The following is a 14,521-nucleotide window of genomic DNA, read 5'->3' on the forward strand; positions in this document are numbered from 1 at the left end:
ATAAATCCTTAAATTTCTTCATTAAATAAAAGAGAAAATATTCGTAATATGTCATTCCGAAGGAATCCATACTAACTTTGCAGAGATGCTTTCAGCATGACTTACTAAACACGACTTATCTTACTATAAATAAAGTAATGAACATTAGAATAACACAAAAACAATTAATTACTGCACACATCATTTTGTTTGTTGTAAGTTTTGCAATCCTGGAGTATTCAAAAATGTTTCGAATGAATCAGAAATTACATTGGGGTTATTCTTGGGGCCATAATTGGTGGATTTTTTTTGCACTACCTTCTGCTTTTTGGGGTTCTATTATCTTAGGTAGTTATACTTTATGGAAAATCAAAAAAAATAAATTCTTATATTTATTTTTAAGTTTTCTACCTATTCTGTTATTTATAATTCTTTTCTTATTTTAGTTATGCACCTACAGATCAAACAATCAGATATCGGCTACAAAACAACTTTAATTTCCAATGCTAATGCAAATTTGAAGCTTGGAGATGTATGCCTGCTGATTGGTAATAATGGCGTAGGAAAAACAACATTAATTAAATCTATTCTGCATCAGATTCCTTTATTGAAAGGAGAAATTACAATTAATGGTAAAAGTGTAAAAAGTCTTTCCGTAAAGGAAATCGCGGAGAACATTGCTATTGTCTTTTCAAAATCAGTTATCCCGCAGCATTATACCGTTGAAGATCTTATTTCTCTGGGAAAATACATCTACTACCCTTTTTATTTTGAGTTAAAAAAAGAAGATCGTGAAGAAGTGGGCCATATTATTGAGGAGCTGGATCTAACCCAATACAGGTATACTCTTTTAAAAAACCTGTCAGACGGAAACCTTCAGAAAGCATTTATAGGGCGCGCTATTACGCAAAATTCGCCTATCATCATTCTGGATGAACCTACTACCCATCTGGATGAGAAAAACAAAATCATCATCCTTAAAACCTTAAGAAAGTTAGCTAAGAAAGAGAACAAACTTATCCTGTTTTCCTCCCACGACTGGCGATTGGCTAAAGAATTTGCAGACAAAATATGGTATGTAAAGGAAAGTCACCTATATTCAGGGATTGTAGAGGACGTTTTGTTGCAGCATGATGAACTTACTAACGCTTCGTTATTTCAAATCAACGAAACCTTTATTCCGCCTTTTATCTCAGCACCGCAATTTCACAAGGAAATGCTGTATTCTCTGCTTCAAAAAAACTTTCAAAAAGACCTATCTGAGCTTAATTTCGAGTTTCAGAACACTTTTTGGGTAATTACTAAAGATTCCTCTACTTATCAATGTGAATCTTTTGAAGAAATCATCAATTTAGTTCCAAACATTCATTAATACTCAGTTTTATTTGATTAATTCATATACTATGCATGCATAGTATTATGCTAATCATATAATTTAATCCGTTTATTTACAGCCTATTAACAAAATTTAACGTTAATAAATACTATGCATGCATAATATTTACTAAATTTGGGTAAAACCATTGGCGCAAAAATGATGGATAATAATAAGGAAAAAATAGAAAACGTAGATTTAATTTTAAAGCAGACCTGGTTGGCTGTTTCTAAAATGTACACAGAATTAGCCCAGGAACACGATTCCACAGCGGTACAGGCACTCACTCTTCTTAAAATTGATCCCAAAGAAGGAACCCGAAGTACCAATCTTGGTCCGAAGATGGCTATTGAACCCACTTCATTAACGAGAATCATCAAACTTCTGGAAGACAACGGATATATCTATAAGGAAAAGACAACCACTGATAAAAGAGAGGTTATCATCAAGCTTACTGATAAAGGATTAAACTCCAGAAACATGTCTAAGGAAGTCGTTGTGAACTTCAACAAGAAGGTAATGGAGAAAATAGCTCCGGAAAAACTGGAAGCTTTCAAAGATGTGATGACCGAAATCATGAAAATAGCAAACGAATTATTGAATAACAGAAAATAAATTATGATGACACCCTCGGGTTCATATAATCTTATAAAAAATAAAAATTTACATATGAAAAGAAGAATCAAACATGTAACGGTTCTTGGTTCAGGAATTATGGGAAGCGGGATCGCTGCTCACTTCGCCAACATCGGCGTGGAAGTATCACTCTTGGATATTGTTCCTTTTGAACTTACTGAAGCTGAACAGAAAAAAGGTTTGACCAAAGATGACAAGGTAGTAAGAAATAGAATTGCTTCCGAAAACTTTGAAAAACTAAAAAAAGCAAGTCCTGCACTCCTTTATTCACCAAAGTTTGCAGACAGAATCAAAATCGGAAACTTCGATGATGATTTACCGAAAATAAAAAATACAGACTGGATTATTGAAGTAGTAGTAGAAAGACTTGATATCAAGAAGTCTGTATACGAAAAGATTGAACAGTTCAGAAAACCGGGTACCTTAATTTCTTCTAATACATCCGGTATTCCTATCCATTTCCTTACAGAAGGTAGAAGTGAGGATTTCAAAAAATACTTTGCAGGAACACACTTCTTCAACCCGGTAAGATACCTTCCTCTTTTAGAGATTATCCCTACTAACGATACAGCTCCTGAGATCATCGATTTCTATATGAATTACGGAGCAAAATTCTTAGGTAAAACAACTGTTTTAGCTAAAGATACTCCAGCTTTCATCGCGAACAGAATCGGTGTATTCTCTATGATGGATCTTCTTCACAACGTTCAAAAATTAGGACTTACCGTTTCTGATGTTGATAAATTAACAGGTCCTGTAATCGGTCGTCCAAAATCTGCTACGTTCAGAACAGCTGACGTTGTAGGTCTTGATACTTTGGTAATGGTAGCCAACGGAGTTCGTCAAAGCGGTGCGGAAGCGAACGACTTCAATGATGTATTTGCCCTTCCGGCTTATATCCAGAAAATGATGGATAATAAATGGCTAGGTTCAAAAACAGAACAAGGTTTTTATAAAAAAGTGAAAAACGCAGAAGGAAAATCTGAAATTCACGGATTAAACCTTGATACTTTAGAGTATGAACTTCAAGGAAAATCATCATTCCCTACTTTAGAATTAACAAAAGCTATAGATAAACCGATTGACAGATTCAAAGTATTAATTGGTGGTAAAGATAAAGCTGGTGAATTATACAGAAAATCTTTAGGCGCATTATTCGCTTATGTTTCTCACAAAGTTCCTGAAATCTCTGATGAAGTTTATAAAATTGACGATGCCATGAGAGCCGGTTTCGGATGGGAAAACGGACCATTTGAAATCTGGGATGCTGTAGGTGTTCAGAAAGGTATAGAACTGGCAAAAGATGCAGGATATGAAGTTTCAAACTGGGTAAAAAATGTAGAAACTTTCTACAAAGTTAACGACGAAGGTCAAAGCATTTATGTTGACAAAAATTCAGGAGAATACAACAAAATTCCTGGTCAGGATGCATTCATCATCTTAGATAATATCAGAAAAAATAAAACGCTTTGGAGCAATTCCGGTGCTGCTATTGAAGATTTAGGAGATGGTATCATCAACTTCGAAATCCGTTCAAAAATGAACTCTCTTGGAGGCGAAGTTCTTGATGGATTAAACAGAGCGATTGATTTAGCTGAAAAAGACTACGACGGATTAGTAATTGGAAACCAAGGGGCTAACTTCTCTGTAGGAGCTAACCTTGCTATGATCCTTATGATGGCTATTGAGCAGGATTGGGATGACTTGAATATGGCAATCGCTTATTTCCAAAAATCAATGATGAGAGTACGTTACTCTTCAATTCCTGTAGTTGTAGCTCCTCACGGTATGACTTTAGGTGGAGGATGCGAAATGACCATGCATGCAGACCGAGTGGTTGCAGCCGCAGAAACATATATCGGACTTGTAGAAACCGGAGTGGGTGTAATCCCTGGTGGTGGTGGTACTAAAGAATTGACTTTAAGAACTTCCAGAGAATTCCACAGCGATGATGTTAAAAATAACAGACTTCGTGATGCTTTCATGAACATCGCCATGGGTAAAGTAGCTACTTCCGCTTATGAAGCTTATGACATGGGAATCCTTGAAAAAGGGAAAGACATTGTTTCTGTAAGCAAAAACAGACAGATTGCTGAAGCTAAAAAAGTAGCAAAACTACTAGCAGAACAAGGATATACTCAGCCAATCGAGCAAAAAGTAAAAGTTCTTGGTAAAGATGCATTAGGAATGTTCTACGTAGGAACGGACCAGATGCTAACCGGAAACTTCATTTCTGCACACGATAAGAAAATTGCTGACAAACTGGCCAACGTAATGGTAGGTGGAAACTTATCTGAACCAACAGTTGTAACAGAACAATATCTATTGAACCTTGAAAGAGAAACTTTCCTTCAGCTTTGTGGAGAAAGAAAAACTTTAGAGAGAATTCAGTATATGTTACAAAATGGAAAACCTTTGAGAAACTAATGGGAAGCTCCGTAGGAGCGAACTGTTAATAGCATGAATAATTTAAAAATTGGAGAGCCTCGTAGAGGCGACCTGTTAATGTATGGCAAACACCTACACTCAGATTTATATTCAAATTGTTTTCGCTGTAAAAGGAAGACAAAATCTGATTTCAAAAGAAAACAGAGAAGAATTACATCAGTTTATTACAGGTATTGTTTCCAATAGAAATCAAAAATTATTCGCAGTTTTTGCAATGCCTGACCATGTACATATTCTTGTAAGTATGAATCCGACACTTGCGGTTTCAGATTTAGTAAGAGATATTAAAGCGGGTTCTTCAAAATTCATCAATGAAAAAGGATGGGTAAATGGAAAATTCAATTGGCAGGAAGGATACGGAGCTTTTTCTTATTCTAAAAGCAGTGTTGATTCTGTTGTAAAATATATTTTAAATCAGGAAGAACATCATAAAAAGAAAACTTTTAGAGAAGAATATCTGGATTTTATGTCAAAATTTGAGATAGAATATGATCCAAAATATTTATTTGAATGGATTAATGATTAACAGATCGCTCCTACGGAGCTCCACAAAAAGCAAAAACAAAGATCTATGAACAGTTTACCTCTACGAGGCAAAAATTCTTAAAACAATTTAATTAAACAAAAAAAATGAAAACAGCATACATAGTAAAAGGTTTCAGAACTGCCGTTGGAAAAGCTCCAAAAGGAAGTTTAAGATTTACAAGACCTGATGTAATGGCGGCTACCGTTATTGAAAAATTAATGGCTGAGCTACCACAATTAGATAAAAACAGAATTGACGACCTTATCGTAGGAAATGCAATGCCAGAAGCTGAACAAGGGCTGAACGTTGCACGTCTGATCTCTTTGATGGGATTAAATACTGATAAAGTTCCGGGAGTAACTGTAAACAGATACTGTGCTTCAGGAAGTGAAGCTATTGCTATTGCTTCTGCAAAAATTCAGGCTGGCATGGCAGACTGTATCATCGCGGGTGGTACTGAATCTATGTCATACATTCCGATGGGAGGTTATAAGCCAGTTCCTGAAACGGATATCGCAAAAACAAACCCTGATTATTATTGGGGAATGGGATATACTGCGGAAGAAGTTGCAAAACAATATAATATTAACAGAGAAGAACAGGATCAGTTTGCTTTTGAATCTCATATGAAGGCTTTAAAAGCTAATCAGGAAGGAAAATTTGCCAACCAGATTGTTTCGATTCCTGTAGAATATAATTTCCTGGACGAAAATCAGAAACTGCAGACTAAAAAGTTTGATTTTTCAGTAGATGAAGGGCCTAGAGCAGATACTTCTTTAGCTGGTTTAGCAAAATTAAGACCTGTATTTGCCAACGGAGGAAGCGTAACTGCCGGAAACTCTTCTCAAATGAGTGATGGAGCAGCTTTCGTAATGGTAATGAGTGAGGAAATGGTGAAAGAATTAGGACTGGAGCCTGAAGCAAGATTAGTAGCTTATGCTGCTGCCGGATTAGAACCAAGAATCATGGGAATGGGTCCCATCTATGCTATTCCAAAAGCTTTGAAACAGGCAGGTTTAGAATTAAAGGATATTGACTTGATCGAGCTTAACGAAGCTTTCGCCTCTCAATCTGTTGCTATCAAAAAAGAATTAGGATTAAATCCTGATATTTTAAATGTAAACGGAGGAGCAATCGCCCTTGGACACCCGCTTGGATGTACAGGAACAAAACTTACCGTTCAGCTTCTTGACGAAATGAGAAGACGTGGCAACAAGTACGGAATGGTTTCTATGTGCGTGGGAACAGGTCAGGGAGCAGCTTCTATTTTTGAACTACTTTAAACAGAGACTATAATAAGAAAAAAGATAAAGAGAGAATAGACAGATAGAAAATAGACCACAGTAACAATCTATCATTTATTCGTCTATTATCTCAATATCTCAAAAAATTAAATAACAAAATAACATATGGCTACATTAAAAGGCGGGGAATTCCTGATCAAACAAATTCCTGCAAACGAAATTTTCAGTATTGAAGAACTGAACGAAGAACAAAAAATGCTTCGTGATTCTGCGAAAGAATTTATCGACAGAGAAGTAGTTCCTCAAAAAGAACGTTTTGAGAAGAAAGATTATGCATTTACTGAAGAGACAATGCGTAAATTGGGTGAAATGGGAATGCTTGGTATCGCTGTTCCTGAAGAATACGGAGGTCTTGGAATGGGCTTTGTAACAACAATGCTTGCTTGTGACTATATTTCCGGAACTACAGGTTCATTGGCTACGGCTTATGGAGCACACACAGGCATCGGCACTCTTCCTATCGTTCTTTATGGAACTGAGGAGCAAAAGAAAAAATACCTTCCGGATTTAGCAGCGGGAACAAAGTTTGGAGCTTATTGTTTAACAGAACCGGATGCTGGTTCTGATGCCAATTCTGGAAAGACAAAAGCAAAACTTTCCGAAGACGGAAAACATTATATCATCAACGGGCAGAAAATGTGGATCTCTAATGCAGGATTTGCAGATACATTTACATTATTCGCCAAAATTGATGATGATAAAAATATTACAGGTTTTGTGATCAACAGATCTGAGCTTGAAAATCCTGAAAGTTTAACTTTTGGAGAAGAAGAGCACAAATTAGGTATCCGTGCTTCTTCTACCCGTCAGGTTTTCTTCAATGATATGAAGATTCCTGTGGAAAATCTTTTAGGAGAAAGAAACAATGGTTTCAAGATCGCTTTAAATGCATTGAACGTTGGCCGTATCAAATTGGCAGCCGCTTGTCTTGATGCACAGAGAAGAATCTTAAACCACTCTATTCAGTATTCTAACGAAAGAAAACAGTTTGGTGTTTCTATTGCAACTTTCGGAGCGATCAGAAAGAAAATCGCAGAAATGGCAACCGGAGTTTTCGTAAGTGAAGCAGGTTCTTACAGAGCAGCTAAAGACGTTCAGGATAAAATAGATGAATTAGTAGCAGCTGGATTAAGCCACCAGGAAGCAGAATTGAAAGGTGTTGAAGAATTCGCAGTAGAATGTTCAATCCTAAAAGTATTTGTCTCTGACCTTGCTCAGCACACTGCGGACGAAGGAATCCAGGTGTATGGAGGTATGGGATTCTCTGAAGATACTCCGATGGAAGCTGCATGGAGAGATTCAAGAATTTCAAGAATCTATGAAGGTACCAACGAAATCAACAGATTATTAGCGGTAGGAATGCTTATTAAAAGAGCAATGAAAGGCGAATTAGATCTTTTATCTCCTGCAATGGCAATCAGCAAAGAATTGATGGGTATCCCTTCATTTGAAGTTCCTGATTATTCAGAATTCATGAGTGAAGAAAAAGCAATTATCGCTAATCTTAAGAAAGTATTCTTAATGGTTTCCGGTGCTGCTCTTCAGAAATACATGATGGATATTGAAAAACAACAGCATTTATTATTGAATGCATCTGAAATCCTTAACCAGATTTATATGGCAGAATCTGCAGTATTAAGAGCAGAGAAACACTTCTCTCCTGAGTCTGTCGAAGCAGCTATGGCTCAATTGAACCTTTACAAAGCTGTTGAGAAAATCATCACTGCCGCTAAAGAAGGAATCATTTCTTTTGCTGAAGGAGATGAGCAGAGAATGATGCTTTCTGGATTAAGAAGATTCACAAAGTATACCAACCACCCGAATGTAGTAGCACTTACTGAAAAAGTAGCCGCTCACTATATCGAGAAAGGAGCTTATTAGTCTTTAATAACATAAATTTGATTCAGCGTCTCAAAAATTGAGACGCTTTTTTATATGTGCCGATAATGACAGCCATTGAAATTACTGACATCCAGTGGTTTTATTCAAAAAAAATTATTATTTTTATTTAAAATTATCAAACACATGAAAATTATATTATTTCCCCTACTCCTTATATCGGCTGCTCTGACAGCACAAAAACGGGATAAACTAATACCTCTTCCTAAAGCAGATACCGCAAAAATTCAGAATAAAGATTTGTTTAAAAATTTTGGACTGACTTCTACTCAGCAGCAGAAAGGACTGTATAAAATGCTGGTAAAAAAGCCTGGTGATACAATCACATATCTTGCATTAAAAGAACCTTCAAAGGACTATTCACAATACAAAATTTTAAATGCCATCACCCCGGACAAAATCCAGGTGAATCCTCAAAAACTAATACCATCCAAATAATCACAAAACCAAACTCAAAACTATTACCATGGGAAAATTTATCATCTCTAAAAGGACAAACGGAGACTTTCAGTTTAACCTTAAAGCAGGAAACGGACAGGTTATTTTAACCAGTCAGGGATACAGTACAAAGCCATCCTGCGAAAACGGAATCGGATCTGTGAAAACCAACTCACAGGAAGATTCAAAATTTGAAAGAAACACCGCCAATGACGGCAGATCTTATTTTAATCTTAAAGCAGGAAACGGACAAATCATAGGAACCAGCCAGATGTATGAATCTGACAACGGTATGGAAAATGGCATAGAATCCGTAAAAAACAATGCTCCACACGCACCTGTAGAGGATGAAAGCAATTCATAAAATCATCTGAAATAATTTTAATAAAAATGCCTTAGTTTTTAAGGCATTTTTTATTTTTGTATTCTATTTTTCATTAGCAATGACAAAAGAAGAATTACTGAACAAAGCAATCAAAATAGCCGATAAGGCTCATAAAGGACAAACTGATAAATACCATGCTCCATACATTGGCCACGTAATGCGTGTAATGAATTATGGTAAAACACTGGACGAAAAAATTGTAGGGGTTCTACACGATGTTGTAGAAGATCATCCATTGGAATTCAGCCTTGATTATTTAAGATCTGAAGGATTTCCTGAATATATTATTTTCGCCATCAGCTGTCTTACCAAATTTGATCCTGAAGAAGATTATGATGAATTTATTAAAAGAACAGAAAGATCACTCCTTTCCGTTGCTGTAAAGCTGAATGACCTTCGTGACAATATGGACCTTAGAAGAGTAAACAGAGAACTTACTCCTAAAGACATCAAAAGATTCAATAAATACCTGAAAGCCTATCGTTACCTGATAGAGAAATATTAATAAAAAACACAATGACTAATAACCTACCCAAAATTTCATCGGCTTATCAATCTAAGCTGATTTCTGCTATTGTATCCATTTCAGTTTTTTCCTGATCTATCTGATACTGATACTCGCCTCCCTCCTGATGATATTTTTATTAGGATACGGAGCTGTAAAGATGCTAAGTGTTTCTATCAATTATTTTACAGTTTTAGGAGCAGCGGGGCTCTTGAGTGTAGGCGTTTTTGTGTTTATATTTCTTGTTAAATTTATTTTCAGAAAAAACCATTACAGTACACGTCATTTGCTGGAAGTGAACAGATCTCACCAGCCCGAACTGTTTGCTATTATTGATGAAATTGTAGCTGAAACAAAGGTAAAAGCTCCGCAAAAAGTTTTTATTTCTCCGGATGTGAATGCTAGTGTAAGCTATAATTCTATTTTCTGGAGCATGTTTCTGCCAGTAAAGAAAAATTTAACAATTGGTCTTGGGCTTATCAACACTACAAGTGTAGGAGAATTAAGAACAATTCTCGCTCACGAATTTGGACATTTCTCTCAAAGAAGTATGAAAGTGGGCGGTTATGTGAATCAGGCTGAAAAAATAATTTTCGAAACCGTTTACAACAATAAAGATTACGAAAATTTCATCATGGAATTTTCAGGAGGAAATGCTATTTTTAAAGTTTTTGGTTTGATTTCGGTCAGTTTCATTAATGCATTTCAGTCTGCTCTTAAAAGTATGTCTAATTTTCTTTTCAAAAATCATGCTTCTCTGCAAAGAGAGATGGAATACCATGCAGATGCTATTTCAACCTATATCACCAATCCTGAGGAGCAGACTTTATCTTTATTGAGGCTGGAATTAAGTGATGTAGCTTTTAATAATTCTTTTAATTTTTACGTTGAAAGCAATCAAAAATACCTTCCAAAAGATCTATACAAGAATCAGTTTTCTTTAATGAAAATTTTATCCAAAAGGAATAATCACCCCTACGTAAACGGACTTCCCAAAATAGATGCTGAAGACCTTACCCGTTATAATAAATCCAGAATAGAAATTGAAGATCAGTGGACCTCACATCCTGACATTTTAAAAAGAATTGAAAGGATAAAAACAAACGCAACCAGAAATGCAGCCACAGACCACAGATACGCTAAAGAGATCATCAGTGGATTTGATAAGATCTGCGAAATCATGACCTCAAAATATCTGACTTTACGCACAGTGAAAAACGTAGGTGAAGTGATTGAGGATGAAACTTTCATCAAATTGTATCTGGATAATAATATCTATAAGACCTTCACGGCAAATTTCAACGGATACTACGAAAGACACAATCCTATCATAGAAAATATTGAATCTTTAATTTCTGATACTTCCTCTCATCATAATGGAGATTTGTTCAGTGATAAAAAAGTATCTTTAGTTTACGAAAAATCAGGAATAGAAGGTGATATTCAAACACTGCAATATCTGGCTTCCTACCCGAAAGAAATAAAAACATTCAGATTTGATGGCACTTTATACAAAGCGAAAGACGCTTCAAGTCTTATTCCTAAACTGGAAAGTGAACTCAGAAGGGTAAAAGAAGAACTTCTGGAAAATGACAAAGCCATTTTTCAGCATTATTACCATATTTCCAATGAAGATATTAAGAAAAAACTTCTTAGCAAGTACCGGAATTTTGCAGTATTAGACAGAGAGTTCGATGTATTCCAGAAAAGTCTTAATGATTTTACAGTACACCTGCAGTTTATGGCTGTTACATTACCCTTTGAGGAAATCCGTCAACACAGAGCTAAACTGTTGAAAGCGGAAGAACCTTTTAAGCTAAAGACTAAAGAACTGATCGAAACCTCAGCCTACAAAGAAGCTTTAAAGATTGAAGACAAAATCCTCTTACAAGAATTTGTAAACTCTGAGTATATTTATTTCAATAAAGACAAGTACCTTGAGCATGAAGTAAACTCCATCTCATTAGTCATTGAAAAATACCGGGCATTACTGAATGATCATTATCTTAATTCTAAACTTGAATTGCTAAACTTTCAGGCAGATTTAAACAAAAATTAATCCGCACCCGGGAAATCGTAAGTCTTCGTGTGATGGTCTGTTCCGTCAATGTTGATGTTTAAAGCTAGATAAATAAAATGTAAATTTTTATTTCCTTTTGCTTCAAATTCGCGCTGCCAAAGATATCCGCTTACAATTCCGAAATAATCATCGATCTGATAGCCGAAACCGCCATAAACTCTGTTTCTGGCAAAAGTAGGCTTCATCGGAGAGACAAAGAAAACTTCGTCATAAGCATTCGCAAAAACAGTTCCTTTTTTGATGGTTTTCGAATTTAAAGGAACACTTACGTTCAGACGGTATCTGTAACGCATTCTCTGGGAAGTCAGGTCTGTTTTAGGCTCATAGAACCAGCTCTTTTCAACACGGAAACGGTTCTCAAACTTTACAATGCCTTTCTTGATATCGATAACATCCTGCAGCCAAACCCTGAACTCTTCTCTGCTTAAGCTGTGATCTTTATAATTTACATATCTTCCAAGTCCCACAAAAGGCTTATGGTTTTTGGTAAGATTATACCCTAATCCCCCTTTTATCTCATAATAATCAGGGTAGGTATAATCTTCGTTACCACGCATCTGTCCTTCAGCATAAAAGAAAAATTTCGGATGAAACTTATAGGTCAGAGTCACTGCATTGAAGCTGGAAATATGTTCCTGTGCTTTAAAAAAAGAAATTCCAAGTAGTAAACCTAAGCCTATAAGACGTTTCATAAAAAATTTTTGCAAATGTAGATTTTTTAACAATTTGTTAATATTAACTTTTATTCATTTCGAATTAACATTTACTTAATATTAATTGTGTAAGAAAACCCAATATGGAACCACCTTTGCGGCATTCCTACTCCAAATGCTTCCGTATATTTCGTATTGGTAATATTGTTAATCAGCACATACACAGAGTAGTCTTTTTTAGCAAAACTCAGCTTTTCGTCAAGCAGATTATAGCTTCCTAAATTTACTCTTTCATTATACCTGTAAACCAACTCATTCGTGAAGTTTTTCAGGAATTTTACTTCTAATTTAGAAACCAGCTGATGCTTCAGATTATCCAGTATATATCTTGAAACCAACCCATTTTTTTCTTCATATTTGCTGTTGATATACGTATATCCCACCGTATATTTCAACCAATCCATCGGTCTATGGCTCCACTCTGCTTCGATTCCTTTGGTTTTGATATCTCCTACATTCTGAGCATACCAGACTTTATCACTCAGGTCTTTTTTAACCCAGTCAATAGAGTTGCTTGAATTTCTTACAAACCCGCTAACTTTAGCCAAAATCTTATTATCCTGATATTGGTAGCCAATCTCTGATGACAAAGCATTTTCAGGTCGTAAATCAGGATTTCCCTGTTCTGTTTTACTTATATAATACAGATCCGTAAAGGTTGGAATACGGTGTACTTTTGCAATATTTCCATACACTTTATGATTAGGATTGAAGTTATACCCCACATCCAGCCCAGGATAGAAAAAGTTTCCTTCTTTCGAATAGTTTGCCCATGAAATTCCCGGGCTGATGTTCAGTTTTTTATCCAGTAATGAAAAATGATGTTCAAAGAAAACCTGTGATACAAAACGGTTTCTATCCCCCAGATTACTGCTTACTAAAAACTCTTTTCTCAATTCAACACCAATTCCGGTGGTTCCCAATCCCCATTGGTAGCTGGAATTCACTTCTCCCCCTACATTATTCCCGATGTGCATATTTCGGTAAAAATCCGGATTCCATCGATCATAAAGGTACATATCCTGTCCCCTTCTCCAGTATACATTAGAATTAAGTTTCAGTTTTCCAAAAGTCTGCTGATGCGCCACACTTACAATAGAAGCCTGTGTTTCCTCATACTGTTTTGTGGCAGCACTGGAAGCATAAAAGCCGTTCGCTCCGAATTTCTTTTCAGAAAAACCGGCCTGTACTCTCACATCTCCATTTTTGATATTCAGCTTTCCCTGATAAAATACGTTTCTGATCTCATAATCCGTATTGAACATATACCCTTCTGAAGAAGCAGAGTTTGCCTGAAGAGAGTTTGTAAAATTCTCATTTCCAATCTGCGCATTGAAACCAAGACCATAAGTACTATAATCTCCTCCATCTGCACTGATCTTTACTCTTTTCCCAGGTGTAGCTTTGGTAATGATATTGATAACCCCGGCATAAGCATTCTGCCCGAAACGTCTGGCAGCCGGCCCTTTTATGATTTCTATTTTTTCTACGTCATCCAGATCTACCGGAATATTCATATTATTATGTCCGGTCTGGGAGTCATTCATTCTGATTCCGTTCAAAAGCAGAAGAACCTGCTCAAAAGAACTTCCACGGAAACTGATATCACTCTGTACCCCATTAGCTCCTCTCCTTCTGATATCCATTCCTGGTACCTGCTGAAGAATTTCATCAATACTTTTAGCCGGAGAATTTACAATATCTTCTCGGGTAATGACACTGATGTTCTGGTTGGCGCTTTTATATGGTGTGGAAATAAATTTTCCCTGAAATTCAACGCTTTCAATATCCGTTGTCTTTTCCTGTGCGTTTACCCAAAGTAAAGATCCCAGAAAAAAAGCACTTCCTATCTTTTTGATCATAATCGTTTCCGTAGTTTTTTTAACAGGGTCAAAAGTAAGGGAGTTCATCAAGACAGACAAATGATAGTTGTCATAAAAAAAGATGCAACATAATGCTGCATCTGTGTGAGGGAGTAATTCTATCTTTTTCTCATTAAATGTGTAACTAGATCTCTGAATAATTTTCTCATTTCTATATTACATATTTACGAGTACAATTTTAAATAATTTTAAAACATAAAACAATACTTAAATAAAAAAACATAATGCATTTCGTAAATTCATGTAAAATACTGTAAAACAAGCAATAAAACTACAATAAGTCCACAAAACATACTCATTCCTATCGTTTTCCAATGGAAATATTTTCACTTTCCCCGTCTTATTTAACG

12 protein-coding genes are annotated in these 14,521 nt (G+C 35.8%); 10 read left to right on the top strand and 2 right to left on the bottom strand.

What is annotated here, in order from left to right; all coding sequences use genetic code 11:
* The first annotated feature begins 427 nt into the window (after positions 1 to 427).
* The 10 genes from CQ046_RS18900 to CQ046_RS18945 all read left to right on the top strand — a co-directional run bounded on the left by CQ046_RS18900 (position 428) and on the right by CQ046_RS18945 (position 11,554).
* Entirely contained in the window at positions 428 to 1,351 is a 924-nt protein-coding gene (locus CQ046_RS18900) for an ABC transporter ATP-binding protein (RefSeq protein ID WP_105703778.1), read from the top strand.
* Between the two features lie 165 nt (positions 1,352 to 1,516).
* Complete coding sequence (locus CQ046_RS18905) at positions 1,517 to 1,969, top strand: MarR family winged helix-turn-helix transcriptional regulator (protein ID WP_105703816.1); 453 nt, start codon at positions 1,517 to 1,519, stop codon at positions 1,967 to 1,969.
* A gap of 54 nt (positions 1,970 to 2,023) precedes the next feature.
* On the top strand, positions 2,024 to 4,417 hold the full coding sequence (locus CQ046_RS18910) for a 3-hydroxyacyl-CoA dehydrogenase/enoyl-CoA hydratase family protein (protein WP_105703779.1): 2,394 nt from the start codon (positions 2,024 to 2,026) through the stop codon (positions 4,415 to 4,417).
* Between the two features lie 82 nt (positions 4,418 to 4,499).
* Positions 4,500 to 4,964 carry an IS200/IS605 family transposase gene (gene tnpA / locus CQ046_RS18915; RefSeq protein ID WP_105703780.1) on the top strand — a complete coding sequence of 155 codons (465 nt, stop codon included), beginning with the start codon at positions 4,500 to 4,502 and terminating at the stop codon, positions 4,962 to 4,964.
* A gap of 104 nt (positions 4,965 to 5,068) precedes the next feature.
* The gene (locus tag CQ046_RS18920; protein WP_105703781.1) at positions 5,069 to 6,247 is read left to right on the top strand and encodes an acetyl-CoA C-acyltransferase; all 1,179 of its coding nucleotides are present in this window, start codon (positions 5,069 to 5,071) and stop codon (positions 6,245 to 6,247) included.
* A gap of 126 nt (positions 6,248 to 6,373) precedes the next feature.
* Positions 6,374 to 8,149, top strand: a complete 1,776-nt coding sequence (locus CQ046_RS18925) for an acyl-CoA dehydrogenase family protein (RefSeq protein ID WP_105703782.1) — start codon at positions 6,374 to 6,376, stop codon at positions 8,147 to 8,149.
* 144 nt (positions 8,150 to 8,293) lie between these two features.
* A complete protein-coding gene (locus CQ046_RS18930; protein ID WP_123906650.1) occupies positions 8,294 to 8,605 on the top strand; it encodes a hypothetical protein in 312 nt (103 codons plus the stop codon).
* 28 nt (positions 8,606 to 8,633) lie between these two features.
* Positions 8,634 to 8,969: a YegP family protein gene (locus tag CQ046_RS18935; RefSeq protein ID WP_105703784.1), complete on the top strand. Its 336-nt coding sequence runs from the start codon at positions 8,634 to 8,636 to the stop codon at positions 8,967 to 8,969.
* Between the two features lie 79 nt (positions 8,970 to 9,048).
* The gene (locus tag CQ046_RS18940) at positions 9,049 to 9,495 is read left to right on the top strand and encodes a phosphohydrolase (protein ID WP_105703785.1); all 447 of its coding nucleotides are present in this window, start codon (positions 9,049 to 9,051) and stop codon (positions 9,493 to 9,495) included.
* 127 nt (positions 9,496 to 9,622) lie between these two features.
* Complete coding sequence (locus CQ046_RS18945; RefSeq protein ID WP_228406994.1) at positions 9,623 to 11,554, top strand: M48 family metallopeptidase; 1,932 nt, start codon at positions 9,623 to 9,625, stop codon at positions 11,552 to 11,554.
* Here the strand turns inward: CQ046_RS18945 and CQ046_RS18950 are convergent.
* The gene (locus CQ046_RS18950; protein WP_105703786.1) at positions 11,551 to 12,267 is read right to left on the bottom strand and encodes a DUF2490 domain-containing protein; all 717 of its coding nucleotides are present in this window, start codon (positions 12,265 to 12,267) and stop codon (positions 11,551 to 11,553) included. The genes CQ046_RS18945 and CQ046_RS18950 overlap by 4 nt on opposite strands.
* A gap of 71 nt (positions 12,268 to 12,338) precedes the next feature.
* On the bottom strand, positions 12,339 to 14,150 hold the full coding sequence (locus CQ046_RS18955; protein ID WP_105703817.1) for a TonB-dependent receptor plug domain-containing protein: 1,812 nt from the start codon (positions 14,148 to 14,150) through the stop codon (positions 12,339 to 12,341).
* Between the last annotated feature and the right edge of the window lie 371 nt (positions 14,151 to 14,521).

Source organism: Chryseobacterium sp. MYb7 (genome assembly GCF_002979455.1).
GTDB lineage: Bacteria > Bacteroidota > Bacteroidia > Flavobacteriales > Weeksellaceae > Chryseobacterium.